The sequence below is a fragment of the Ectopseudomonas khazarica genome (assembly GCF_004521985.1).
In the GTDB taxonomy this organism is placed as follows: domain Bacteria; phylum Pseudomonadota; class Gammaproteobacteria; order Pseudomonadales; family Pseudomonadaceae; genus Aquipseudomonas; species Aquipseudomonas khazarica.
Window position 1 is genome coordinate 257322 of sequence record NZ_SBHZ01000005.1, and the last position, 24928, is coordinate 282249.

General features: G+C 64.7%; 26 protein-coding genes. 7 read left to right on the top strand and 19 right to left on the bottom strand.

The window, feature by feature from the left end:
* Positions 1-12: 12 nt before the first annotated feature.
* The 10 genes from EPK82_RS08535 to EPK82_RS08580 form a co-directional block, all read right to left on the bottom strand.
* Positions 13-282: a K+/H+ antiporter subunit F gene (locus tag EPK82_RS08535; RefSeq protein ID WP_037049014.1), complete on the bottom strand. Its 270-nt coding sequence runs from the start codon at positions 280-282 to the stop codon at positions 13-15.
* Positions 267-770 carry a Na+/H+ antiporter subunit E gene (locus EPK82_RS08540; RefSeq protein WP_037049016.1) on the bottom strand — a complete coding sequence of 168 codons (504 nt, stop codon included), beginning with the start codon at positions 768-770 and terminating at the stop codon, positions 267-269. The genes EPK82_RS08535 and EPK82_RS08540 overlap by 16 nt, the downstream gene beginning before the upstream one ends.
* Positions 767-2272 carry a monovalent cation/H+ antiporter subunit D gene (locus tag EPK82_RS08545; RefSeq protein ID WP_134676317.1) on the bottom strand — a complete coding sequence of 502 codons (1506 nt, stop codon included), beginning with the start codon at positions 2270-2272 and terminating at the stop codon, positions 767-769. Before EPK82_RS08545 ends, EPK82_RS08540 begins: the two co-directional genes overlap by 4 nt.
* A complete protein-coding gene (locus EPK82_RS08550; RefSeq protein ID WP_037049020.1) occupies positions 2269-2598 on the bottom strand; it encodes a Na+/H+ antiporter subunit C in 330 nt (109 codons plus the stop codon). Before EPK82_RS08550 ends, EPK82_RS08545 begins: the two co-directional genes overlap by 4 nt.
* Position 2599: 1 nt before the next feature.
* A complete protein-coding gene (locus EPK82_RS08555; protein ID WP_037049023.1) occupies positions 2600-5392 on the bottom strand; it encodes a monovalent cation/H+ antiporter subunit A in 2793 nt (930 codons plus the stop codon).
* Positions 5393-5751: 359 nt separating this feature from the next.
* Positions 5752-6213 carry an outer membrane lipoprotein gene (locus EPK82_RS08560; protein WP_037049026.1) on the bottom strand — a complete coding sequence of 154 codons (462 nt, stop codon included), beginning with the start codon at positions 6211-6213 and terminating at the stop codon, positions 5752-5754.
* 114 nt (positions 6214-6327) lie between these two features.
* Positions 6328-7461 carry a glycerate kinase gene (locus tag EPK82_RS08565; RefSeq protein WP_134676318.1) on the bottom strand — a complete coding sequence of 378 codons (1134 nt, stop codon included), beginning with the start codon at positions 7459-7461 and terminating at the stop codon, positions 6328-6330.
* Positions 7462-7516: 55 nt separating this feature from the next.
* Positions 7517-8884, bottom strand: coding sequence for a GntP family permease (locus tag EPK82_RS08570; RefSeq protein WP_047590515.1), 1368 nt, complete (start codon positions 8882-8884; stop codon positions 7517-7519).
* Positions 8885-9059: 175 nt separating this feature from the next.
* Positions 9060-10193: a sugar diacid recognition domain-containing protein gene (locus tag EPK82_RS08575; RefSeq protein ID WP_134676319.1), complete on the bottom strand. Its 1134-nt coding sequence runs from the start codon at positions 10191-10193 to the stop codon at positions 9060-9062.
* A gap of 97 nt (positions 10194-10290) precedes the next feature.
* Positions 10291-10815, bottom strand: coding sequence for a ProQ/FinO family protein (locus tag EPK82_RS08580; RefSeq protein WP_134676320.1), 525 nt, complete (start codon positions 10813-10815; stop codon positions 10291-10293).
* A gap of 338 nt (positions 10816-11153) precedes the next feature.
* On the opposite strand from EPK82_RS08580, the gene EPK82_RS08585 reads away from it, so the two are divergent.
* The gene (locus EPK82_RS08585) at positions 11154-12665 is read left to right on the top strand and encodes a P-loop ATPase, Sll1717 family (protein WP_134676321.1); all 1512 of its coding nucleotides are present in this window, start codon (positions 11154-11156) and stop codon (positions 12663-12665) included.
* A gap of 157 nt (positions 12666-12822) precedes the next feature.
* Here EPK82_RS08585 and pdxH read toward each other — a convergent pair whose 3' ends face one another.
* The 4 genes from pdxH to dinG all read right to left on the bottom strand — a co-directional run bounded on the left by pdxH (position 12823) and on the right by dinG (position 17738).
* Positions 12823-13470, bottom strand: coding sequence for a pyridoxamine 5'-phosphate oxidase (gene pdxH / locus EPK82_RS08590; RefSeq protein ID WP_134676322.1), 648 nt, complete (start codon positions 13468-13470; stop codon positions 12823-12825).
* Positions 13471-13560: 90 nt separating this feature from the next.
* Positions 13561-14214 (bottom strand): OmpA family protein, encoded by a 654-nt coding sequence (locus tag EPK82_RS08595; protein WP_037049048.1) that lies wholly within the window; start codon positions 14212-14214, stop codon positions 13561-13563.
* An 83-nt stretch (positions 14215-14297) separates the two neighbouring features.
* Complete coding sequence (locus tag EPK82_RS08600) at positions 14298-15443, bottom strand: serine hydrolase domain-containing protein (protein WP_134676323.1); 1146 nt, start codon at positions 15441-15443, stop codon at positions 14298-14300.
* Positions 15444-15593: 150 nt separating this feature from the next.
* Positions 15594-17738, bottom strand: coding sequence for an ATP-dependent DNA helicase DinG (gene dinG, locus EPK82_RS08605; RefSeq protein WP_037049053.1), 2145 nt, complete (start codon positions 17736-17738; stop codon positions 15594-15596).
* 140 nt (positions 17739-17878) lie between these two features.
* Here dinG and EPK82_RS08610 point away from each other — a divergent pair, with 140 nt between their 5' ends.
* The gene (locus EPK82_RS08610; protein WP_134676324.1) at positions 17879-18343 is read left to right on the top strand and encodes a CopD family protein; all 465 of its coding nucleotides are present in this window, start codon (positions 17879-17881) and stop codon (positions 18341-18343) included.
* Positions 18344-18383: 40 nt separating this feature from the next.
* Here the strand turns inward: EPK82_RS08610 and EPK82_RS08615 are convergent, their stop codons facing one another.
* From EPK82_RS08615 to EPK82_RS25190, 4 genes are all read right to left on the bottom strand, one after another.
* Positions 18384-19145 (bottom strand): collagen-like protein, encoded by a 762-nt coding sequence (locus EPK82_RS08615; protein WP_134676325.1) that lies wholly within the window; start codon positions 19143-19145, stop codon positions 18384-18386.
* Positions 19138-19443 carry a DUF1145 domain-containing protein gene (locus EPK82_RS08620; protein WP_037049061.1) on the bottom strand — a complete coding sequence of 102 codons (306 nt, stop codon included), beginning with the start codon at positions 19441-19443 and terminating at the stop codon, positions 19138-19140. The genes EPK82_RS08615 and EPK82_RS08620 overlap by 8 nt, the downstream gene beginning before the upstream one ends.
* 158 nt (positions 19444-19601) lie before the next feature.
* The gene (locus EPK82_RS08625; protein WP_051800543.1) at positions 19602-20336 is read right to left on the bottom strand and encodes an OmpA family protein; all 735 of its coding nucleotides are present in this window, start codon (positions 20334-20336) and stop codon (positions 19602-19604) included.
* A gap of 137 nt (positions 20337-20473) precedes the next feature.
* Positions 20474-21100, bottom strand: coding sequence for an OmpA family protein (locus EPK82_RS25190; RefSeq protein WP_047586057.1), 627 nt, complete (start codon positions 21098-21100; stop codon positions 20474-20476).
* A 163-nt stretch (positions 21101-21263) separates the two neighbouring features.
* Between EPK82_RS25190 and EPK82_RS08635 the strand changes: the two genes are divergently transcribed.
* The 3 genes from EPK82_RS08635 (at position 21264) to EPK82_RS08645 (ending at position 23428) form a co-directional block, all read left to right on the top strand.
* Positions 21264-21761: a DUF6231 family protein gene (locus EPK82_RS08635; RefSeq protein ID WP_047586055.1), complete on the top strand. Its 498-nt coding sequence runs from the start codon at positions 21264-21266 to the stop codon at positions 21759-21761.
* Between the two features lie 2 nt (positions 21762-21763).
* Positions 21764-22246, top strand: coding sequence for a YchJ family protein (locus EPK82_RS08640; RefSeq protein WP_134676326.1), 483 nt, complete (start codon positions 21764-21766; stop codon positions 22244-22246).
* A gap of 66 nt (positions 22247-22312) precedes the next feature.
* Positions 22313-23428 (top strand): hypothetical protein, encoded by a 1116-nt coding sequence (locus EPK82_RS08645; protein WP_134676327.1) that lies wholly within the window; start codon positions 22313-22315, stop codon positions 23426-23428.
* A gap of 33 nt (positions 23429-23461) precedes the next feature.
* Here EPK82_RS08645 and EPK82_RS08650 read toward each other — a convergent pair whose 3' ends face one another.
* The gene (locus EPK82_RS08650; RefSeq protein ID WP_134676328.1) at positions 23462-24037 is read right to left on the bottom strand and encodes a hypothetical protein; all 576 of its coding nucleotides are present in this window, start codon (positions 24035-24037) and stop codon (positions 23462-23464) included.
* Positions 24038-24229: 192 nt separating this feature from the next.
* On the opposite strand from EPK82_RS08650, the gene EPK82_RS08655 reads away from it, so the two are divergent.
* Together EPK82_RS08655 and EPK82_RS08660 are read left to right on the top strand one after the other, a co-directional pair.
* A complete protein-coding gene (locus EPK82_RS08655) occupies positions 24230-24727 on the top strand; it encodes an LEA type 2 family protein (RefSeq protein WP_080756995.1) in 498 nt (165 codons plus the stop codon).
* A 5-nt stretch (positions 24728-24732) separates the two neighbouring features.
* On the top strand, positions 24733-24927 hold the full coding sequence (locus EPK82_RS08660) for an SEC-C metal-binding domain-containing protein (protein ID WP_037049080.1): 195 nt from the start codon (positions 24733-24735) through the stop codon (positions 24925-24927).
* Position 24928: the final 1 nt, after the last annotated feature.

Sequence of the window (24928 nt, forward strand, 5' to 3'; positions counted from 1 at the left end):
GCTGTCTCTCCTCTACTCGATGATGTCGCCGCGCAGCAGGTACTTGGCCACTGCCACGGTGCCGATGAAGCCCATCACCGCGATCAGCAGCGCCGCTTCGAAATACAGGTCCGAGCCCAGCCAGATGCCGAACAGCACCAGCAGGGCGATGGCGTTGATGTACAGGGTGTCCAGCGCCAGGATGCGATCGGGCATGTCCGGCCCCTTGATCAGGCGGGCCAGGGTCAACACCAGTGCCAGGCCCATGATGGCCAGGCAGATCGGAATCACGTACGCGAGCATGCGAACACCTCCAGCAGTGGTGCTTCGTAACGGGTCTGGATGCTGCGCACCAGCGCGGCTTCGTCATCCACGTTGAGGCCGTGGATCAGCAACGTGCGCTTGTCATCGCTGAGGTCGGCGGAGACCGTTCCGGGCGTCAGCGAGACGATGCTGGCGAGCATGGTCAGCGCCAGCTCGTCGTCCAGCTTCAGGGGCACCTCGACGAACGCCGGACGCATGCGGCTGGCCGGGCCGAGAATCAGCTTGGCCACTTCCAGGTTGGCGACGACGATGTCACCCAGCACGCGCAGCAGGAACAGGCACAGCTTGACCGGCTTGCGCACCTGCGGCGGGTTGATCCAGAACACCTGGCTGACCAGCGGAATCAGCCAGCCGAGGAAGGCCCCCAGCAGCCAGTGGCCGAAGCTGAAGTCGTTGACCAGCAGCAGCCAGACACCGAGCAGGCACAGGCTCAGCAGAGGATGGGGCAGCCAGCGACGCCCGTTCATGCGCCACCTCCGCTGTGCAGGATCATGTGATAGCTCTCCAGGTCATGCAGTTGCGTCACCATGGCGCCGATGTAGTCCAGCGCGGGCGCGGCGCAGGCCACCAGCAGCGGGCTCATCAGCAGCAGGCCGATGGCGGCGAGCAGGCGGCCGTTGTCCAGCTCGGCGCTGTCCAGCTGGCTCAGCCCGACACGCCAGAACAGGGTGCTGCCGGCGCGGCTGAGACTGACCAGGGTCACCAGGCCACCGATCAGCACCACCGGCCACAGCACGGCGGCTTCCCAACCAGACCCTGCGGCCTTGAGCAGCAGCAGCTTGCCGACGAAGCCCGAGAGCGGCGGCAGGCCGGCCACGGCGATGGCGCCGGCGAAGAACAGCGCCCCCAGGATGTAGGGATTCTGCAGCGCCGGCCCCTGGATCAGCTGCGCTTCCTTGATCCCGCGCTGGCGGCTGACCAGATCGGCAATCAGGAACAGCGCGCCTGCCACCCAGGTACTGTGGATCAGGTAGAACAGCGCCGCCTGCAGTGCCTCGGGGGTGCCCAGGGCCATGCCGGCGAGCAGCGTGCCCACCGACAGCACCACCAGGTAGGCCAGCATGCCCTGCAGCGTCACCGAGGCGAACGCGCCGACGGCGCCCAGCGCCAGGGTCAGCAGGGCCAGCGGCCACAGCCACTCCTGGACCAGGTGCGAGAGGTTGCCGCTCTCGTCCCCGAAGACCAGGGTGTAGACCCGCAGAATCGAGTACAGACCAACCTTGGTCATGATCGCGAACAGCGCCGCCACCGGCGCGGTCGCCGAGGCGTAGGCACGCGGCAGCCAGAAGTACAGCGGCAGGAACGCGGCCTTGAGGCCGAACACCACCAGCAGCAACATGCTGGCCGCACCGATCAGCGGCGCATGGTCGGCGCCGGCGGAGGCGACGCGCAGCGACATGTCGGCCATGTTCAGCGTGCCGGTGACGCCATACAGCACGCCCACGGCGATCAGGAAGAACGCCGAGCCGACCAGGTTGAGCACCACGTAGTGCAGCCCGGCACGCACGCGATCCTTGCCGCCACCGTGCAGCAGCAGCGAGTAGGACGCGATCAGCAGGATCTCGAAGAACACGAACAGGTTGAACAGGTCGCCGGTGAGGAACGCCCCGTTGATACCCAGCAACTGGAACTGGAACAGCGCATGGAAGTTGCGCCCGCGCTCGTCGTCGCCACGCATCGCGTAGAGCACCGCGAACAGCGCCAGCACCGATGTCACCACCAGCATCAACGCACTGAGGCGGTCCAGTACCAGCACGATGCCGAACGGTGGCTGCCAGTTACCCAGGGCATAGACCTGGATCGTGCCCTGGTCGGCCAACGCCAGCAGCCAGAAGCTCAGCGGCACCAGCAGCGTGGTCACGCCGACCGACAGCACGCGCTTGCGCGGCATGTCCAGGCGAGCGGCCACCAGCAGCAGACTGCCGGCCAGCAGCGGCAGAAGAATGGGAAGGATCAACGCATGATTCATCGATGCTGCTCCCGGCCATCGACATGGTCGGTGCTCAGTTCACCGACGCTGCGCAGGGCCAGCACCACGACGAACGCGGTCATGGCGAAACCGATGACGATGGCGGTCAACACCAGCGCCTGGGGTAGCGGGTCGACATAGCGGCTGCCCTGCCCGATCACGCTGGACGCACCGCCCTGCAGGCGTCCCATGGCGAAGAGGAACAGGTTGACCGCGTAGGAGATCAGGGTCAGCCCCATGACCACCGGAAAGGTGCGAGCTCGCAGCAGCAGATACACGCCGCTCGAGGTCAGGATGCCGAGCGCCACGGCAAACAGCGCTTCCATATCAGAGTACCTCCTGTCCGGGCTTTTCCTGGGTCAGCTTGCCCAGGTTGGCGAGGATGAGCAGGGTCGACCCGACCACAGTCAGATAGACGCCCAGGTCGAAGAGCATGGCCGTGGCCAGCTCGATCTCACCCACCAGTGGAATGTGGAAATGGCCGAACGCCGAGGTCAGGAACGGACGCTCGAACAGCCAGCTGCCCGCCCCGGTGGCCGTGGCGATGAGCACGCCGCCACCGGCCATGCGGTGATAGTTCAAAGGCAGGCGCGACTGCGTCCACTGCACGCCGCTGGCGACATACTGCAGGATCAGCGCCACGGCCGTGATCAGGCCGGCGATGAAGCCGCCGCCCGGCAGGTTGTGGCCACGCAGGAAGATGAACACCGAGATCAGCAGCGCCATCGGCAGCAGCACGCGCGACAGCGTGGCGAGGATCAGCGGGTGGCGGTCACGCGCCCAGCTGCGGCCCTCGGCGTCGGCGTTGGGCTGGAACAGGCGCAGGCCGTCGAGCATGGCATAGATGCCCACCGCTGCGATCGCCAGCACGCTGATCTCGCCCAGGGTATCGAAGCCACGGAAGTCCACCAGGATCACGTTGACCACGTTGGTACCGCCGCCACCGGAGACGCTGTTGGCCAGGAAGTAGTCGGCGATGCTCGTGTACGGGCGGGTCAGCACGGCGAAGGCCAGCATGGCCACCATCACCCCGCTGCCGATGGCCAGGCTGAAGTCGCGCAGGGCGCGCATGCTGCTGGACTCGACGCGCGTCTGCGCCGGCAGGAAGAACAGCGCCAGCATCAGCAGGATGATGGTCACCACCTCCACCGACAGCTGGGTCAGCGCCAGATCCGGCGCCGAGTAGCGGGCGAAGGCCAGCGCCACCATCAGCCCCACCACGCTGAGCATCACCAGCGCGGCCAGGCGCTGGCGGTGGAAGATCACCGTGGCCAGCCCGGCCATGACCATGATCGCCAGGCCCAGCGCGGTGATGCCGTCGATCGGCTGCATCGGCACCGAGCCACTCAGCTCCGGCAGCGGCCCCAGCGCCAGCACCACCACCACGATGGCAGCGCCGAGCAGGTAGGCGATGTAGCGTTGCAGCGAACCGTTCTCCAGGCCACGGGTGAACGCCGTGGCGCTGACGAACAGGCTCATCACCATGCGCTCGAAGACCAGCTTGGCATCCACCCGGGGCATCCCGGCGTACCAGCGGAACAGCGGTTTGCGCAGGGCATAGACGAGAACACCACCCACCAGCGCGACCACGCTCATGATCAGTGGCAGGTTGAAACCGTGCCAGATCGACAGGCTGTACTCGGGCAGGTCGCCGCCCAGGGTGGCGGACGCGGCAGACGCCAGCAGCGGTGCCACGGTGTAGGCCGGTACGACGCCGACCAGCAGGCAGAGGAACACCAGCACTTCCACCGGCACCTTCATGTAGCGCGGCGGCTCGTGCGGCGGGTACTTCGGCAGGTCGATCGGCTCGCCGTTGAAGAACACGTCATGAATGAAGCGCAGCGAGTAGGCCACCGAGAAGACGCCGGCCAGGGTCGCCGCCGCCGGGATCACCCAGTTGAAGCTGCCGAGCAGGTGCTGGTGCAGCGTCTCGGTGAAGAACATCTCCTTGCTCAGGAAGCCGTTGAGCAACGGCACCCCGGCCATCGCCGAAGCCGCCACCATCGCCAGCATCGCCGTATGCGGCATGTACTTCCACATGCCGTTGATACGCCGCATGTCGCGGCTGCCGGTCTCGTGGTCGATGATGCCGGCGGCCATGAACAGCGAGGCCTTGAAGGTGGCGTGGTTGATGATGTGGAACACCGCCGCCACCGCCGCCAGGCGCGTATCGAGACCGAACAGCAGGGTGATCAGGCCCAGGTGGCTGATGGTGGAATAGGCCAGCAGGCCCTTGAGGTCATGCTGGAACAACGCCAGGGTGGCCCCCACCAGCAGGGTCGCCAGACCGGTCAGGCTGACCAGGTAGAACCACCACTCGGAGCCGGCCAGTGCCGGATACAGGCGCGCCAGCAGGAACACCCCGGCCTTGACCATGGTCGCCGAGTGCAGGTAGGCCGAGACGGGCGTCGGCGCCGCCATGGCATGCGGCAGCCAGAAGTGGAACGGGAACTGCGCCGACTTGGTGAACACGCCCAGCAGCACCAGGATCAGCGCGACCGGATACAGCTCATGGGCACGAATCGCGTAACCGGCTGCCAGCACCTGGGACAGCTCGAAGCTGCCGGCGATATGGCCGATCAGCAGGATACCGGCAAGCAACGCCAGACCACCGCCACCGGTGACCGCCAGGGCCATGCGTGCGCCCTTGCGAGCGTCGGAACGTGCCCCCCAGAAACCGATCAACAGGAAGGACGAAAGGCTGGTCAGCTCCCAGAACACCAGCATCAGCAGCAGGTTTTCCGACAGCACCACACCGAGCATGGCGCCCATGAACAGCAGCAGGAAGCCGAAGAAGCGCCCCATCGGCTCGCTTTTGGACAGGTAGTAGCGTGCGTAGAGGATCACCAGCAGGCCGATACCGAGGATCAGCAGGGCGAAGAGGAAGCCCAGACCGTCGAGACGCAGGCTCAGGTTCAGCCCCAGTTGCGGCAGCCATTCCAGCTTGACGCGCAGGACCTCGCCGGCGAACACGCCAGGCTGCAGACTGAACAGCAGCACCAGCGCCACCAGCGGCGGCAGCGCGGCGGCCACGGCGCACGCCGAGCGGCCCAGCCGCTCGGCCAGCACCGGTAGAAAAACGCCCAGAAACGGCAAGGCTATGATCAGCGCAAGCGCCATCGGCAAAACCCCTTTAGCAGGCACGCCAGTCGACCACGACCAGCGACGAGAATTGGAGTCGCAACTCCCTGACGGTGACGAACCCCGCACCACAACGAATCAGCTAAGTCGTTGTCGCGACAAGAATAACCGCCGATTATCCATACCTATCGACGCATCGTCATGCATTGAATTATTACTAAACGCACCAGCAGGTGAATACGCGTCTTTCTCTATCACCGCTCTGCGCCGCGCCTATCAGCCGTTGCGGATAGCGATGCGCGCATCGCTGACCGCCACACGACGGCGCGTCGTCCAGTATGGCAGGCACAAAAAACCGGAGCGGCCCGAGGCGGCTCCGGTCGGTTGAAACGGCGTCCTCAGTGAGCGACGCGGCTGGTTCCGTTGACGGTCATGATGCGCACGCGCTCGCCGACACGGAAGATCTCATTGGGCTCGACTTCCTGCACGTAGGCGCGCAGGGTGCCGTCGTCTTCGCGCACGGTGATCTCCACGCCCTGGGTACGGGTCAGGCCTTCCTCTGCGGCTGCACCGAGCAGGCCGCCGGCCACCGCACCGATCACCGCCAGCACGGCGCTGCCGCGACCGCCGCCGAGACCACTGCCGCCAACGCCACCGATCACCGCACCCGCACCCGCGCCGATGGGCGTCTTGGTGCCTTCGATCTTCACCGGTCGCAGCGACTCGATGGTACCCATGCGCACGGTCTGTACCGCGCGCGCCTCGTCACGGCTGTAGGTATCGCCAGTCAGGCTCGATGCGCAACCGCCTAGGGCCAGCAGCGCCGCCAGCGAAGTCATGAGCAGAGTGGGTTTACGCATAGCAATTCCTCCAGAGATATCTCGATCCATTAGACGCCGGGCACGCGCAACTGTCACGGCAAAGCCTGAACAATAGTAGCCTCAGACAGACAGAGTTCAGTTAGGTTCGTGGCGCTACGCCCGCGCCAGGCGCCAGAGCCTGGCGATATCCGTGGTGCGTGCCTGCAGCTCGGCGGCGGCGCCGGCCATGGCCTGCTCCAGCGACAAGGGCCCCGGAGCAAGGCTGAACGCGGCTTCGATGCCGGCGTCATACAGCGCCTGGTAGTCGTCACCCAGGCTGCCGGACAAGGCGATCACCGGCACGCCGGCTGCACGCGCGACGCGGGCCACACCGACCGGCGTCTTGCCGTGCAGCGTCTGCGCATCCATCCGCCCTTCCCCGGTGATCACCAGGTCCGCGCCCTGCACGGCAGCCGCCAGCCCGGACAGCTCGGCCACCAGCTCGATGCCCGGACGGAAGCCGGCCTTGAGGAACCCCCGCGCGGCGAACCCCAGGCCACCGGCGGCACCCACACCGGGGAACTCGGCGTGATCCTCCCCCAGGGTCGACGCGGTGACGCGGGCAAAACGCCCCAGCGCCTGATCGAGCTGCGCCACATGTTCGGGCGTCGCGCCCTTCTGCGGCCCGAACACCGCAGAGGCGCCCCGCGGACCGCAGAGCGGGTTGTCGACATCGGCAGCGACGTCGATCTGCACATTCAGCAGGCGCGCATCCAGGCTGCTCAGGTCCAGCTGGTCCAGCTCGGCCAGGGCAGCGCCGCCCGGCGCCAGGTCGCGCCCCTGCGCATCGAGAAAGCGCATGCCCAGGGCCTGCAGCAGGCCGACGCCGGCATCGTTGGTGGCGCTCCCGCCCAGGCCGAGGATGATGCGCGTGGCGCCGGCATCCAGCGCCTCGCGGATCAGCTCGCCGGTGCCGTAACTGCTGGCCAGGCGTGCATCACGCTGCTCGCGCGGCACCCAGTGCAGGCCGCTGGCCGCCGCCATCTCGATGACGGCCGTGCCCTCCCCCAGCCAGCCCCAATGGGCCACGACCGGTTCGCCCATGGGACCCCGGACCCGGCACTCGCGGCGCTCACCGCCAACGGCGGCGAGCAGCGCATCGACCGTGCCCTCGCCGCCATCGGCCATTGGCCGCAGCAGGCACTCGGCGTCGGGGAATACCTGCTGCCAGCCACGGGCGATGGCCGCGGCGACATCGGGCGCACTGAGACTCTCCTTGAAGGAGTCGGGAGCGATGACGATTTTCATGACTAGAACCTCGGAAGGAGGCGGGTGCGCCGCAGCCACCCGCCGGTAAAGCGGATTACAGCAGAACCAGGCTGAGCAGCCACACCGCTGCCATGCCGGCCAGGCCCTGGATCAGGGTCGCCATGGTCTGGGCGCGATACGCGGTGGCGACTTTCATGCGGCTGAACTGGGTCACCACCCAGAAGAAGCTGTCGTTGGCATGCGAGACGGTCATCGCGCCAGCGCCGATGGCCATCACGGTGAGCACCCGGCCCATCTCGCTGTCCAGGCCCAGGTTGCCCAACAGCGGTGCGACCATGGCCGACGTGGTGACCAGCGCCACGGTCGAGGAGCCCTGCGCGCTTTTCAGCGCGGCCGCCACCAGGAACGGCATGAACAGCCCGATACCCAGGGCCGACAGGGTGTCGCCCAGGTAAGCGGTCAGCGCCGTGGCCTTGAGCACGGCACCGAAGGCACCGCCGGCACCGGTGATCAGCAGGATCGGCGCCGCTTCCTTGAGGCCGTGGGCGACATGATCATGGAACTGCTGACGCTTGCCTTCCCCCTTGAGCAGGGTGCAGGCCAGGGCCAGACCGACCAGCAAGGCGGCGACCGGCTGGCCGAGGAAGCTCAGCACGTCGAAGAACGCGCCGGTGCCGAAAGGCTTGCTCGGGAACGCCGCGAGCGAGCCCAGGCAGATCAGCAGGATCGGCACGAAGATCGGCGAGAACGCCTGCCAGGCGCTGGGCAGCTTGCCGTAGCGGGCGCGCAGGGCGTCGAAGTCGACATCCTCGGCGAGCAGCTCGCTGGGCGCCTCCTCCAGCAGCTCATGGTCGTTCTGCTTGAGGAACCGGTTGGCCCACAGCATACCGGCCACGGCGGTGACCGCAGCGACCAGCAGGCCGACCAGGATCACCAGCCCCAGGGAGGCTTCGAGGCCCAGGTTACCGGCTGCGGCGATCGGCCCCGGCGTCGGCGGCACGAAGGTGTGGGTGGCATACAGACCGGTCGCCAGTGCCACGCTCATGGCCACCACCGAGACTTTCATGCGCGCCGCCAGGGCATTCTTCAGCGAGTTGAGAATGACGTAGCCGGAGTCGCAGAACACCGGGATCGATACCAGATAGCCGATGATCGACATGGTCAGCGTGGGGAAACGCTGACCCAGCAGACGGATCACCGTCTCGGCCATGGTGATCGCCGCGCCACTGCGTTCGAGGATCACCCCAATGATGGTGCCAAGGACGATGACGATGCCGATGTAGCCGAGAATGCCGCCGAAGCCGGCGGTCATGGTCTTGATGATTTCGTTGCCAGGCAACTGATAGGCGAAGCCGGCGATCAGGGCAGCGGCCAGCAATGCCAGGAAGGGGTGCAGTTTCAAACGGGTAGTGGACAGCACGATGAACGCGATCAGTGCCACCAGAATCAGGACCAGGCCCATGACCAGTCTCCTCATTGTTGTTATGGCGGGCGCGACGCCCGAGTGGAAGTGCCGACAGGCGCCTCATTGTGGCTCAGCCACCACTCCCCTCGCCCTGTGCGCAGGCACCAAAACAATGCTGACGAACGCCACCGGCCTGTGCGGGCGCACAAAGCCGCATCGCCCTGCCGGCCGCCTATTCGCTCGTCGGCGCCGCGGCCAAGGCCTCCGGCTCCAGCAGGCCCAGGCCCAACGACAGCTGCAGGCGCTGATCCAGGCGATTGAGGTCCAGGCCGCTCAGCTCGGCGATGCGCTCCAGGCGGTAGCGCAGGGTATTGCGGTGAATGCCCAGTTCCTGGGCACAGGTCTGTACCTGACCGTCATGCGCGCACCAGGCCTCCAGGGTGGTGCGCAGGGTTCCCTGGGGGTCCTGCGCCAGCACGCTGCGCAAGGGAGCCAGCCAGCCCTGCAACAACCAGCTGTGGCGCTGGGCATACAGCAGCGTCGGCAGGCGCAGCTCGTCCAGGCGCAACAGCCGGCGCTCGGGAAAGCGCGCCTGACCGTAGGCCTGCAGGTCACGCAGGACCAGGCTGGCCTGGCGCAATTCGGCCAGGTCGTGCAGCGGATCGCTGAGCGTCAGGGAGCGCACGCCCCATTCGCGCTCGTCGGCCTGGGCCAGCCAGGCCCGGTCATCCCGGCTCGCACTGAACGGCCGGCACCAGAGCAGCTCGTCACGTCCAAGCGGGGCGATCAGGTGATCGCTCTTGCCACCGAGGCTGGCCAGCAGGCGCGCCTGGCGTGGCAGCGGGTCGCCGTCGGCGTCGAGCTGCAGCAGGCAGATCTGCCGCGGCCAGGAGAGCTGCAGGGCGAGGCGCTCGGCATCGGCTTCGAGGCTGGCGAGGCGCAGATGCGGGTCGAGCAACTGGCGCAGCCAGGCCTCCTGCTGATGGCGCTGCCAATGCCGCTCCGCCTGCAGCACCCGGTGCTCGACGAGCATCTCCGCAGCCATGCGCACCAGCTCGGCGTAGGGCCTCACGAGCTCGGGCTCGCCGGTGATGCCGAGCACGCCGATCAGGCGCTCGGCGTGCAGCAGCGGCAGGTTCACCCCGGGCTTGACCCCACGCAGGCACGCGGCCGCCTGCGCGTCGATCTCCACCACGCGACGATTGGCCAGCACCAGCTGCGCGCCCTCGTGCCGCGTATGCAGACGACTGGGGTCTCCGCTGCCGATGATCATCCCCTGGGCATCCATGACGTTGATGTTGTGCGGCAGGATGGCCATGGCGCGGTCGACGATGTGCTGCGCCAGGGTGGAATCGAGTTCGAGCATCGGAAGCGGCCTCGCGATTGAGGCCGTCATTGTAGGCACATCAGCGGCGCTTCACGATGCGCCGCAGAACCCGAGGCAAGCCCGGATTGCCGGAGCTTTACGCCTCGTCAGGCTGCGCAGCGGCCTCGACAGCCTCGTCAGCCGCCGGCGCCTTCGCCTTGGCCTGGGCGCGCCGGGCCTCCATGCGCTGCCGCCGGGCCTGCTGCCGGGCATGCAGTGCCTGCGCCGCCGTCACCATGCCGACCGGCTGGCCCTGGAGATCCAGGCGCGGCGCGTTCTCGGTCATCGCAGACCAGTAGCGCCCGCCCCGGCACCAGGCGGCGATGCCCAGCTTGAGCTGCTCGAGACTGATGCCGAGCAACGCCAGATGCTGCTCGGCATCCTTGAGGATGCCCTCTTTCAGCGGCACCTTGGGCGCCGGATTGACCGGGAAGGCCAAGGGGAAATGCTTCTGCAGTCGCCAGATCGCCTCGACGGCCGGATCCTGCTCGCGTGCCTTGGTTTTCGGTGCCCTGGTTTTCTGCGGTGCCTTGCGCTTCTGCGGCTTGGCACTTTCAGGTTCGGCCTGCTGTTTTTCCGCCCGCAGGCGGTCACGCAGTTCGGCTAGTTGTTCAAAACCCATCGTTCGGTTCACAGCGCTCTGGTTGATTCGTGGCGCAAGGGTATCTCATGTGCTCCTCGCATACAGCCCCATTGGCAGCCGGCATGCTCGGCGGTAGCTGTGAAGGCGGGGGGAAATCGCTGGCATATGCGGATAAGGTAGCGCGCAGACCGGCGGCAACCGGCCAGGAGCGGGCGCTTGTGCTGGGCTAATTCTACATTTTGGCACGATGTACAGCCCCAGAGGCTGACAGGGGACGCCCCTCGCTCCCAAACAGCACTATTTTGTTGCGCCCGGACCGGAATTCAGGCAGAAAGCGATTAGCAAACTGATTTGTACATGCGTCTATGGAGATCAGCATGAACACTACTACTGATACACGGGAAGTCTTAAATCTACTAGACGTAGGAAACTCTGTTGCTGAGTTTGACCAATCACTAGAGAAGTACTTTGTAGAAAACGAAGCATTCAACTCGCTAATCAGTGATCGCGCAGATATTATTGCGGGCGACAAAGGCACGGGCAAAACAGCCGTATATCGCATTCTTCAGAAGCGATATGCCAGTCTACCTGAATTAAAAGGTATCGAAGTTTTGCCGGGCTTCAATCTGTCTGGCAGCCCGATATTTCAGAAGCTTGTACAGCAAGAGCAATTAACTGAGGGGCAATATTCCTCTTTATGGAAAGCCTACTTTCTTTCCCTGATTGGAAATTGGGCTCTCGGCATCGTTGGAGAGGCCGTAACGCCGGCGTTTATTAAACTAGAAAATCTGTTGACCGATACAGGGTTACGGTCCGCTGATGATAAGCCTGCAACTATCTTCAGCAAGATCATCAACTCTATTCAAAGGGTTTTCTCCCCAACATCCGCAGAGATGGAGATGAGCATCTCTGAGACCGGGGTACCCATAGTAATACCGAGATTGCATTTCGGGAGAAATGAGGAGGCTCCTGTAAAGGAAATACCCCACGAAAACTCTTTGAATCTATTAAACGACTGCCTCAAAGAGCTAGATGTTAAAGTCTGGGTGGCAATGGATCGCCTTGACGAAGCTTTTCAGGGCTTTCCAGATATTGAGATCCCAGCGCTACGTGCACTGCTAAGGACATATCTTGACCTTTGGGAGTTTGACCAATTCCGTTTAAAACTGTTCGTACGGCGCGACCTATTTCGTAGAATTATCGGAGATGGATTCGTCAACCTAACCCATATCAACGCAAGAAAAAAAGAAATCATCTGGGATGAAGCCGATTTATTGAATCTCCTGACTCGAAGGATCAAGGATGGAGAGAAGTTTATTGAAAAAATATCTGGAAATAACTCTACTGATGAGCAGATCTTTTATCAGATATTCCCTCCCAAAGTTGACCAGGCAGAACGAAAACCTACGACACTAAATTGGATAATGTCGAGGATACGTGACGGCAATGATGTCCGTCCCCCGAGAAATCTGATCGATTTAGTTGAGATGGCCCGTGAAGAACAAATACGCGCGGACGCCAGAACGCCAAGAACTTTAGAAGCCGAAAGATTTCTGATTGCTTCTGACGCAATTAAAGCAGCTCAAGTGAGACTTAGCGCTCAACGCGTTGAGGACACCTTGATGGCAGAGGCTGGAGTAGAAACCGCTAGCCGTATAGACAAATTCCGAGGTGCTAAGGCTGAGCAGAACCTCGCATCCTTGAGTTCGATGCTTGGTATGGCAGATGAAGACCTTAACAGGGCCATAAGACATCTAAAGGAAATAGGCTTCCTTGAGGAAATACGCGGCCGGAACACATGGAAAGTTCCAATGCTATATCGGGAGGGTTTAGAAGTTACCCAAGGTAAAGCATTTTCCAACGAGGCCGCAAATGAAGACGATGAATAGGGCGCTCTTTAAGTAAGGTTGGGGTAGGGAAGTTACAGGAACCAGCCAGAAGCCGTCACACGCAGCAACCACCTCAAAGGCCGCTTCTGGCCGAAAGTAGCTCCCCACCCTCTCCAGACCAAGCGTTTTGCTATTCAGTAAACGAACCCTGCCCCCCTCAGGGCGCCAGGCGTTCGCGAATCCAGGCCTCGCCCTGCAGGCGGTAGTTGAGTCGGTCATGCAGGCGGCTCGGGCGGCCCTGCCAGAATTCGATGCGCTCCGGCAGCAGGCGATAGCCACCCCAGTGTGGCGGGCAGTGCGGGGCCTGGTTGAGAAAGCGCCGTTCGGTTTCCGTGAGCAGCCCTTCCAGTTCGGCGCGATCACGGATCACCCGGCTCTGCGGCGACGCCCAGGCGCCGATACGGCTGCCCAGCGGACGAACCTGATAGTAACCATCGGACTCGGCGGGAGTGACGCGCTCTACCCGGCCTTCGATGCGCACCTGGCGCTCCAGGCTGGGCCAGAAGAACGTCATGGCGGCGAACGGGCGCGCCGCGAGCTGGCGCCCCTTGGCACTTTCGTAGTTGCTGAAGAAGGTGAAGCCGCGCTCGTCGAGGCCCTTGAGCAGCAATACGCGGCAGTGCGGCCGGCCCTGCTCGTCCACGGTGGCCAGGGTCATGGCGTTGGGTTCGACCGGCAGTTGCTCGGTCTTCACGGCATCGTCGAACCACTGACGAAACAGGGTGAAGGGTTCCAGCGGGGCCTGGGCTTCGCTCAGGCCGTCGCGGGTGTAGTCACGGCGCATATCGGCCAGTGTCTGGGTCATGGCAGTTCCTCGGGGCGCCTGCCGCAACCCTCGGCGCTGTCGCCAGCGGGTTGCGGATACACCCTCAACAGGTGGGAAATGCCGCCAAGCTTACTCTGACTTGCCCAGTTTTCCTTGATCTGCGGCAGCTACCTTGGGCCCATCCTTCAGGCCGGCCTTGGCCGGCTGGCTGTACTTGGCGATCAGCCCCTGCATGGTGTCACGCGAGGTCAGGAGGATTTCCACACGACGGTTGAGCGCACGCCCGGCTGCGCTGTCGTTGGCGGCACGCGGCATGTCCGAACCCAGGCCCATGACCTGCAGGCGGTTCTGCTTGAGGCCGCTGAGGCGGAAGATGGAGGTCACGGCACGCGCGCGCTGCTGGCTGAGGTCGCGGTTCAGCGAGGCATCGCCGCTGCTGTCGGCGTGGCCGAGTATCACCACGGCGATGTCGTTGTCGGCCTCGAGCAGCTTGGCGACCCGGGTGATGGGGCCCAGGCTGGCCGGCAGCAGCATCTGCGGACGGTCCGGGTTGAACGAGCCCTTCACCGGCGCGGTGACGACCAGCAGGTTGTCGCGCCGCTCGAACTCGAATGCGCTGTCCTTGACGGCGTCACGCACGCGCGGCTCGTACTCGTCGAGCCAGGCACGGGTCACCTGCGGTGGCGGCATCACGGCCGCCTTGGCGACCTCTTTCTTCTCCGAGCCCGCGCAGCCGGCAATCAGCAGGCAGCAGGTAAAGGCAAAAATCTTGTTGGCGCGCATGAAGCCCCCGAGGTCGCACAAGTTTCTAATGGTCGGTTTGTTATGGGTGGTACTGAACGAATGGCGCAAGTCTAGCCGCTCGATCAGATACAGTCCGCAACCCGTTGCGCAAGTTTCTGCGCTCGAGGGTCCATCAAGACGAACGGTCCTAGATTATTGATGACGAAGCCGAATGCGAGGTCGCGCTGCGGATCGGCAAAGCCGCTGGAACCGCCGGCACCGGGGTGGCCGAAGGCGCCGGCGCCCATGCCGTAGGTCGCATTGGCTACCTCGGGCTGGTCGAGCATGCAACCGAGGCCGAAACGGGTGCGGGTCAGCAGGGTCTTGTCGTCACCCAGGCTGTGCTCGCGGGTCATTTCGCCGAGCAGCTCACTGTCCAGCAGGCTGCCGTCGAGCAAGCCGGCATAGAAGCCGGCCAGGCTGCGGGCATTGCCGTGGCCGTTGGCCGCCGGTTGCTGCATGCGCCGCCACTCCGGCTTGTTGGTGCTGGTCATGATCGATGGCGGATTGGTGAACGAGCGCGTGCTCATGGCGCTGGCATCGCTCATCATCACCTTGAGCAGGCGCTGCGCGGCGGCATCGCCCAGGTTGCCCTTGCCGCGGGCGATGTGCGCGACGCGATCGAACTCGCTGTCGGCCAGGCCGACATGAAAATCCAGGCCCAGCGGCCTGGCGATACGGGCGGCGATGCTCTCGCCCGGGCCACGCCCTTCCACCCGACGGATCAGCTCGCCGATCAGCCAGCCATAGGTGATGGGCGCATAGCCGTGCCCCTCGCCCAACGGCCACCAAGGCTGTTCGGCGGCCAGCGCGGCGGTCATGGTCTGCCAGTCATACAGGGCTTCGGCCGGCAACGGCTGGCGCAACGCCGGCAAACCGGCCTGGTGACAGAGCAGATGGCGCACGCTGATGCGCTCTTTCCCGGCGGCGGCGAACTCCGGCCAGTAGCGCGCCACCGGCGCATCCAGGTCGAGCTTGCCCTCGCCCACCAGTTGCAGCGCGACGACCGCCGCGAAGGGTTTGGTGCAGGAGAACAGGTTGGCGATGGTGTCGCTGTGCCAGGCCTGCTGGCCGTCCTTGTCCATCACCCCGGCCCACAGATCCAGCACGGTTTCGCCGCCAATCTGCACGCAGAGCGCCGCGCCGCGCTCCTGGGAGTCCTCGAACAGGCTGGCGAAGGCATCCCTCACCGCCTCGAAACGCAAGTCGAAATAGCCCTGAACCTGCACATCTGTCTCCTTGAACGAAATTGCCTGCATTGTTCCAGCCCCCGCCGCCGTTGGGAACCGCTGGCCGTCGATGTTACGCGGGGCACGCGGGCGACTCGGCGCTGGCCCGGACTCTTCCGGACCCGTGCGCTACAGCCGACAGTCAGGCGCTCACTGGATTTCCCGACGAAAGGGGGGCAAGGCATTGAGAATCGCCTTGCCGTAGCGCTGGGTCACCACGCGTCGGTCCAGCAGGGTGATGGTGCCGCGATCGGCCTCGGTCCGCAGCAGGCGGCCGCAGGCCTGTACCAGGCGCAGCGACGCATCCGGCACGGCGATTTCCATGAACGGGTTGCCACCCCGCGCCTCGATCCACTCGGCCAGCGCGGCCTCGACCGGGTCATCGGGCACGGCGAAGGGAATCTTGGCGATCACCACATGCTCGCAGTAGGCACCTGGCAGATCGACGCCCTCGGCGAAGCTGGCCAGGCCGAACAACACGCTCTCCTCGCCGGAGTCGACACGCGCCTTGTGCTTGTTCAGCGTCTCCTGCTTGGACAGGTTGCCCTGGATGAACACCCGCTTGCGCCAGTCACGATCCAGGCCGTCGAACACGTCCTGCATCTGCTTGCGCGAGGAGAACAGCACCAGGGTGCCGCGACTGCCCGCGACCAGCGCCGGCAACTCGCGCACGATGGCTGCGGTGTGCACGGCCGCCTCGCGCGGGTCGGCCTTGAGGTCGGGCACGCGCAACACGCCGGCATCGGCGTGATGGAAGGGGCTCGGCACGATGGCGGTGACCGCCACCTTGGGCAGCCCGGCACGCATGCGGTAGCGGTCGAAGGTGCCCAGCGCGGTGAGCGTGGCCGAGGTGACCAGGGCGCCGTGGGCGACGTTCCACAGGTTGCGGCGCAGGGTTTCCGCCGCGAGAATCGGGCTGGCGTTGACTTCGATGTCGAACAGCGCGCCACTGTCGGCCAGGGTCAGCCAGCGCGCCATCGGCGGGCTTTCTTCCGGGTCTTCGGCGGTGAAGGCCAGCCACAGCTCCCAGTTGCCCTTGGCGCGCGCCATCAGGCTGCCGAACAGCGGGTACCACTCCTCGGCCTGGTGGCTGGCGATGCCGACCGCGCCCTCGCCGTCCATCGCTTCCTTGAGCAACTCGGTGACGCCGGTGAACAGGTCGTTGAGTTTGGAGAAACCTTTCTTCAGTTCCAGCCCCAGCTCGGTCAGGTGCTCCGGCACCACCCCACCGACGAAGCGGTGGCGCGGGCGCTCGCGCCCTTCCATGTCCTCACCGGCCTTGAAGTCGGCGACCTCTTCGCAGGCGCTGAACATGAACTGCTGCTGGCTCTTCAGCTCGCGCGCCAGCTCCGGCACCTGCTCGATCAGCCGGCCGAGGTCACCCGGCAGCGGGTTCTGCGCCAACAGCTTGGTCAGGTTCTTATCGATCTGCGTGAGCCAGTCGGCGGTCGAACGCAGGCGCGTGAAGTGGGCGAAGTGGCCGATGGCCTTGTCCGGCAGGTGATGACCTTCGTCGAACACGTAGATGGTTTCGCGTGGATCGGGCAGCACCGCACCGCCACCGAGCGCGAGGTCAGCCAGCACCATGTCATGGTTGGTGACGATCACGTCGACCTTGCCCATGCCTTCGCGGGCCTTGTAGAAGGCGCACTGCTGGAAGTTCGGGCAATGCCGGTTGGTGCACTGGCTGTGATCGGTGGTCAGCTGCGCCCAGCGGCTGTCGTCCAGTTCTTCGGGCCAGCTGTCGCGGTCGCCATCCCAGCGGTTGCCGGCGAGTTTCTCGATCATCGCGGTGAACAGCTTCTGCCCCTGCTCATCGACGTCGATGCGGAAGCCTTCCTCTTCGAACAGCTGCGCCGTGGCGCTCTGCGCGGCGCCGTCCTGCAGCAGGTGATCGAGCTTGGACAGGCACAGGTAGCGACCACGCCCCTTGGCCAGGGCGAAACTGAAGTTCAGACCGCTGTTGCGCAGTAGGTCGGGCAGATCCTTGTGCACGATCTGCTCCTGCAGCGCAACGGTGGCGGTGGCGATGACCAGGCGCTTGCCCGCCGCCTTGGCCGTGGGAATCGTCGCCAGGCTGTAGGCCACCGTCTTGCCGGTGCCCGTACCCGCCTCCACCGCGACCACGGCGGGATCGCCCAGGCGCTTGCCCTCGTCGTCGCTCCTGATGGTGCCGAGCACCTTGGCGATTTCGGCGATCATCAGGCGCTGACCGTAGCGAGGCTTGAGTGACTTGGCCTCGAGGAAGCGCGAGTAGGCGCCCTGAATCTGGGACTTGAGTTCGGTACTGAGCATGGATTCTGAAACGAAAAAGGCTGGATAAATTTTCAGTATTCGCGGAGCGGCCGCTATCATAACGCGGCAATCGATCTGGCGCAGACTCCCGTGCACATCGGGCAGCTCGAGCCGTCAACCGAACCCTCTGGAGACCCTGCATGACCCCCTACGCCCCACTCTATGCGCTACACCTGCTGGCCGCCGTCATCTGGGTGGGCGGGATGTTCTTCGCCTGGATGATCCTGCGCCCGGCAGCGGTCGACGCACTGGAGCCGCCTGCCCGCCTGCGCCTGTGGCTGAACGTGTTCAAGCGCTTCTTCGTCTGGGTCTGGCTGGCGGTACTGCTGCTGCCGCTGAGCGGCGTGGGCATGCTGCACCTGAGCTACGGCGGTTTCGACGCGGCGCCGCGCTACGTGCACATCATGATGGGGCTGTACCTGGTGATGCTCGCGCTCTTCCTGCGTATCCAGGCCCTGCTGCTGCCGGAGCTGCGGCGCGCGGTGGAGGCCGAGAACTGGCCCGCCGGCGGTGAGGTACTGGGGAAGATCCGCAAGATCGTCGGTAGCAACCTGCTGGTCGGCCTGGCGCTGATGACGCTGGTGGCGATGCGCCCGAGCTTCTGATCGAACGGGCTGCCTGCTGGGCGCAGGCAGCCTGCGTCCCTCAGAAACGAAAGACCTGCACGGCGCCACTGCGCCCTGCAGCGCCGGCGCGCCCCGGCTGGCCGGGGTTGCCGTCGGCGGCGCCATCGACGCCATAGAGCAGGCAGTCCTTGGCCGCGCCACCGTGGCCGGGCCGCCCTGCAGCGCCAGCCACACCACCCTCGCCGCCGTCGAGCAACACCTGCAGGCGCTCGACCTCGACATAGTGCGGCACTTCCAGCACCACGTTGCCACCCGCCGCGCCGGCATGCCCGTCGGTGCCGTCCTGGCCATCGTAGCCGGCACTGGCCTGGCCCCAGGTACAACCACCCGGCTTGCCATGGGCACCGTCGAGCCCGGCGTAACCCGGCGCACCGCGACCGCCACGCACGTCCAGGGTCAGGGACTCGAACGTCAGCTTGTGCAGTTTCAGCTTGATTTCCCGCCCAGGCGTGGCGGCCTTGCTGTAGGTGCCTGCGGCGCCCTTGGCGCTGATCCAGGCGCCGGCGCCGACATCGGCATCCTGAACCTCCAGGCGCAGCGGCTGATCGCTCGGCGCCACGCCGATGCGCGCCTCGCGCCCCATCAGCAGGGTGCCGATACGCAGCTCGGTGACCTTCGCCGGAATCATCAGCGTCGCGTGATCGGCGACCTCCAGGCGGTCCAGCTGCAGGGCGGCGCTGGCCACAGGCAGGCGCATCAACGCATTGGCAGGCACCTTGACCTGGTTGTCAGCCAGCGCGACGCCCGTGCACAGGCACAGCAACAGGGCGAGCTTACGCATGCGCAGCCTCCTCGACCGAGGCCGTCTCGACGGGAGCGGGCTGCTTCGTCGCTTTCATCGGATACAGGTGGAAGATGCCGAACAGCAGTACCTGCAGCCGGTCACCCCAGGGGTTGGCCCGCCCGACCAGCAGGCCCGCGAACAGCCACAGCTGCAGCGCATGCACGAGCAGCATGGCAGCGGCCAGCACAAGGAGCAGTTGCTCGAACGGTGCACCGAAGCGCTTGGCCAGCGCCGCGCCACACACCACCCAGAACACCAAGACCAGCGCCTTGCCCACGGTCAACAATGACTTCATCCCGCCCCCATGCTCGCGACTTTCTGATAGCGCAGCACGTTAACCGGTCGCAGCGCCGACCACCAGCGGCAAGGGTCTTTTTCCGGGACTTTGTCAGGCGTTGTCCCAGACGGACGTGCCCCCGGGGCGAATGCACCGGGGGCACCAGGTCGTATCGATCAGCGGGAAACGTACAGCTCGACTCGACGATTTTCCGCACGTCCGGCATCGCTGCCGTTGTCCGCCACCGGCTGGCTCTCGCCACGCCCTTCGGTGCTGAGCTTGTCGGCTGGCACCCCCTGAGCGACGAGGAAGTCCGCAACACTGCGCGCACGACGTTCGGACAAGCCCTGGTTGTACGCATCGCTGCCGACGCTGTCGGTATGCCCGACAACCTTGACCGCCACCAGGTTGGCGCCTGTCAGTCGCGTCGCGACATCCGCCAGCAAACGTTTCGCCTCGCCCGTCAGCTCGGCGGAGTCGAAGGCGAACAGCACGTTGCCCAGATCGCTGAGCACGATGACTTCGTCCTGAGCCTGCGGCTCCATGGGTGGTTCCTCGGCGACACTGGCCGGGTACTGCGGCAGCGGGCAACCGTTGTGGTGGACCGGCGTTCCAGCGGGTGTGCCCGGGCATCGATCACGCCGATCGAACACGCCGTCGTCGTCTTCGTCGCCGTCCTGCGCATAACAGATGATGGTACCCAGTACCGCACCGGCCACGGCGCCGCCTGCTGCCCAGGTAGAACTCTCGATTGCACCAAGGCCGCCACCGGCCAGGGCTCCAATCGCACTGCACAGGGGCCAGTTCCCTTGATTGAGCGGCGCGTCTCCCGTACTGGAAGTCGTGGCACAACCAGAGAGAACACTGCTGACCAAGAGAAAAGGTATGACCTTCAGAAGGTGGGTTCTCATGGTGGTGTCTCCTGTGTACCGGCGTTATGCCGGTATACAGGAGTAAAGACGGCAGGCGGGGATCACACAAGAACGAGCCCGGTCGGTTGCGCACCGACCGGGCTCGTTCGCATCTGCCGTCTACGGGGCGAAGTGCCTTACGGCTGAGCTTCGACCTCGGCTTCCACGCGACGGTTGATGGCGCGGCCATCAGCAGAAGCGTTGTCGGCGACCGGGCGGCTTTCGCCATAACCCACGGCTTGTACGCGGCTGGACTCGACACCGTACTGGTTGACCAGCACGTCACGAACGGCACCGGCGCGGCGCTCGGACAGGCCCTGGTTGTAGGCATCGCTGCCCACGGAGTCGGTGTGACCTTCAACCACGGTGCTGGTCTGCGGGTACTGTTTCATGAAGTCGGCCAGCGCCTTGATGTCGCCGTAGCTTTCCTGCTTGACCTGCGCCTTGTCGAAGTCGAACTTGACGTCCAGCTCGACGCGTACGGCTTCGGCCGGCTCAGGCGCCATCTCTTCGACGACGACTTCCTCGACGACTTCGACCTGCTGCGCCTCGGCACCGTGGACCCAGCAATAGGCCGCGCCCATGCCGGCGCCAACCAGCGCACCGCCACCCGCCCAGCTCGAGCTTTCGATTGCCCCTAACGCGGCACCACCCACACCACCGACGGCTGCGCAGGTGGGCCAGTCGGTTTTCTGCAGACCGGCACAACCGGTCAGCAGGGTACTAGCCAGAATCAGGGGTACAGCGTTCCTTGTGATACTCATACTTTAGGTCTCCAATGTTCATCGGCCCATAACCGACTCAATAGTAGTAAAGACACGAGTTGTACAATCCGCCAGCTATAGCGCATAGCACGGATAATTTTCTCTCACTCTAGGCCTGATATCGACACCACGTTAGTCTTTGCAGACTTTTCGAGGAAGTTCGATGACTGCCAGCCTTAGCTCCCGTACTCCACAGCAGGCGATTGCCGCACTGCTAGCCCGTTATACACCCGAGAAGCTGTTGCTGCTCGGTGCCAGCGAGCTACCCGCTGTCGATGCCTTCAAAGAGGCGCATCCGCAGTGTCAGGTCACCACCGCAGCGGCTGCGCCCCTGGCGCCGGAACTGGCCGCACAGCGTTTCGACCTGGCCCTGCTGGTCGACTGCCTGGAGCACTTGCCCAAGCGCGACGGACTGCAACTGCTCGGTGGCATCCGCAACCTGAACGCCAGCCGGGTCGCCGCGCTGGTCGATCTGCAGGCGGGCGACTGGCGGGAAACCGACTTCTTCGCCCTGGCCATGCAAGCCAGCGAACAGTTCCAGCGCGAGGGACAGACCCTGCATCTGTTCACCTATGATCTGCTCGATTACAAGCAAGTTCCCGACTGGTTGAACGCAAAGTTCTGGGCCAATCCACAAAATTTCGGCAAGTACTGGTGGTGACGATGGACCCACTCGATCCCAACTGCCCATGCGGCAGCGGCAACCCGCTGAGCCAGTGCTGTGGCCACTATCACGACGGCACCCCCGCGCCCTGCGCCGAGCTGCTGATGCGCTCGCGCTACAGCGCGTACGTCCTGGGCCTGGTGGACTACCTGGTGGCGACCACCCTGCCCGCCCAGCAACAGGCACTCGACCGCGACGCCATGGCAGCCTGGAGCGCACAGAGCACCTGGCTCGGCCTCGAGGTGGAGCAACGCGAAGTGTTCGGTGGCAAGCCCGAGCACGCCCAGGTGACCTTCGTCGCCCGCTGGCACGATGACAACGGCGAGCACAGTCATCGCGAATGCTCGGCCTTCGTCCAGGTCGACGGCCGCTGGTATTTCATCGACCCGACCGTGCCCCTGAAGGCCGGGCGCAATGACCCCTGCCCCTGCCAGGGCGGCCAGAAATTCAAGAAGTGCTGCGCCCCCTTCCTGAGCGCCTGACTGGCTTTCTTCGCGCTTTCTGCTTGAGTTGAAGCGTCCGCAAGGACACTCAACAAGGAGAGAGCCATGCACAAGAAAAGTGGTTTGACGGTCATTCTGGCGAGCCTGCTCATAGGTTGCGCCACTCAGCCCGGCGGGCTGCAGGGGGAACCCGTGGACCTGGGCGACAGCCAGCGCGTCAGCCGGCTGTTCGCCTACCCGAACAACTGCAACGTGATCTGCTATCGCGACTGGACGCTGGAGCAGACCGTCGAGCACTACCTGCGCCAGAGCCTCGATCGGGACGGTTATCCGCAGGCCAGCGTGAACGTGGTCCGCCACGGCGAGCGCATCCTGGCCGATTTCAAGGGTGCTCCCGACGGCTATGGCAAGCCGCTGCAGCAACTGCTCGATGCCGGGGACCTGGCCTACAAGGGCGCCAGCCAGCTGAACAGCGACGGCAAGTGGCAGTACAACTGGTACTTCTTCCTGCCCCTGGGCATGGCACTGGAGAACCGCAAGAGCGTCGAGCTGCTGCACTTCCCGCCAGACTATTCGCTGACCCAGGCGCAGGACTATCTGCGCTCCAACACCACCGATCGCTGGGCGTCGCTGCTCAGCTACAACGGCGTGCCGGTGCAGCAGACGCCGGCCTACCAGACCATCGTCGACATCGCGCCCATCGCGGCACCGGCCAGTGCGGGGAGCACGCTGGAAGGCGTGTACAACTACTTCAATACCTACCAGCAGCGCATGGTCGGCGAGCTCACCGCCGGCAAGGGTGACGGTACCCTCCCCATGGTTGCCTTCGGCAGCCCGGTGCGGAACTGGATCAAGCAGCAGTACGGCGTGACCCTGCCGGTGCTGGGGCTTGGCCAGATCACCTCGGCGCCCGGGCAGCAGACGTCGGTGCTCGGCGCCAACCACCCGAGCTACATCTGGTACGCGGCGGACCCGGACAACAACCAGGGCAGCGAAGCCAAGGCCAACGCCACCGGCATCAAGGTCATGGGGCAGGACCTCAGTGCCGCCTGCTGGCAGGCCGGCATGGGCCAGAACCCGGGCAATGACCCGCAGCAGACGCTGACCAGTTGCACCCAGAAATGGCAGGTGACGGACAAGCAGCAGACCTGCGAACTGTTCTTCATCACCGTGCGCAACCTCAAGCCCGAGGACGCCAAGGCCCAGTGCAAGACTGGCTGAAACGACAGGGCCCGCACATGCGGGCCCATTTCTTCATTCCTGCAGCTTGAGGTGTGACGTATCCGGCGGTGGCGCCGCCGCGTCGGCCTTGGCCTGCCCCATGTCACTGCCCACCGGCGCCAGGCTGAACTGCGACAGGTCCACGCGCGGCGCCTCGGCATCCGGCTTGGCGTCCTGCAGGTCCGCCCCGACCGGGGCGATACCGAAGTCCGGGGCATCCACTTCGCTGAACGCCGCCATGTATTCGTCACGCGGCGCCACCTGCAGCCGCCCCGCCGTGGCCCCGCCGGACGCCGCTGCCGCAGCAGGTGCCGCAGCAGGTGCCGCAGGTGCCGGTTCGGCGGGTGGTGGTGGAGCCAGTTCGACTTCCTCGATCGGCATATCCATGTCGATCACTTCGACACGGGCCCCCGCCCGCTCCAGGGTCGATCGGTACTTCTCCGCCGCCGCAGCGTCGAGGTTGTTCTTGATCACGATGCGACGCCCGGAAAACAGCTGGGCGATCCGCTGGGCATCGGCCTGGAACAACTTGGCCATGTTGGCCTTGACCAGCTCCAGCTGCGCCCCCGGCACCAACTGCCCGGAGAAGGCGATCTCGTAGCGACTCATGGTCACACTCCTGTCCTATTCACGACTCAGTATGGCGCAGGTTGTTTTGCGCTGACACTGCCGGCTTCTCATCCGTGCATCACGCTTTACAAATGTTCAACGGGCAACGGCGGTATCTCCTTGAAAATAATGACTCACCCCAGTTGCAGCCAAGCGCTTGCTTGTTACACTGAGCCGCAATGGGGGTATGAAATGTTTTCTCAGGCGCAAATGATAAGAATTATCAGCCTACTGATGTTTTTTGGCCTTGCTTCAGGCCTCGCAGGATGCTCCACCTGGATGACGGGTGGATTCAAGGACCCGGATGTCCGACTCATCAAGGTGGACGTAATCAAGGCCAGGCTACTCGAACAAGAGTTCCTCCTGCGCTTTCGCATCGACAATCCCAACAGCGTCAGCCTGCCGGTACGCGGTCTGGAATACGCGGTCACCCTCAACGACATTCCCCTGGCCGACGGTTCTGCCAGTGAGTGGTTCACCGTGCCCGCCAATGGTCATCACAGCTTCGACGTGCCGGTGCGCACCAACCTGTGGCGCCATGTCCGCCAGGTGGTGAAGATGCTGGAAAAACCCGACCAGCCGATCCGCTACAGCCTCAAGGGTGAAGTGAAGACCGGCATGCTCTTCAGCCGCAGCGTGCACATGTCGCGCAATGGCGAGATAATTCCCGGCGATTTCATCCCGGAGTAACCCTCATGAGCAACCAACCCCACGTCCACGGCCCTGACTGCAACCATGACCATGATCACCACGACCATGGCCATGTCCACGGCCCGCATTGCAACCACGGCCATCAGGAGCCGGTGCGCAACGCCCTGAAGGACGTCGGCCGCAACGATCCCTGCCCCTGCGGCAGTCAGAAGAAGTTCAAGAAGTGCCACGGCGCCTGAG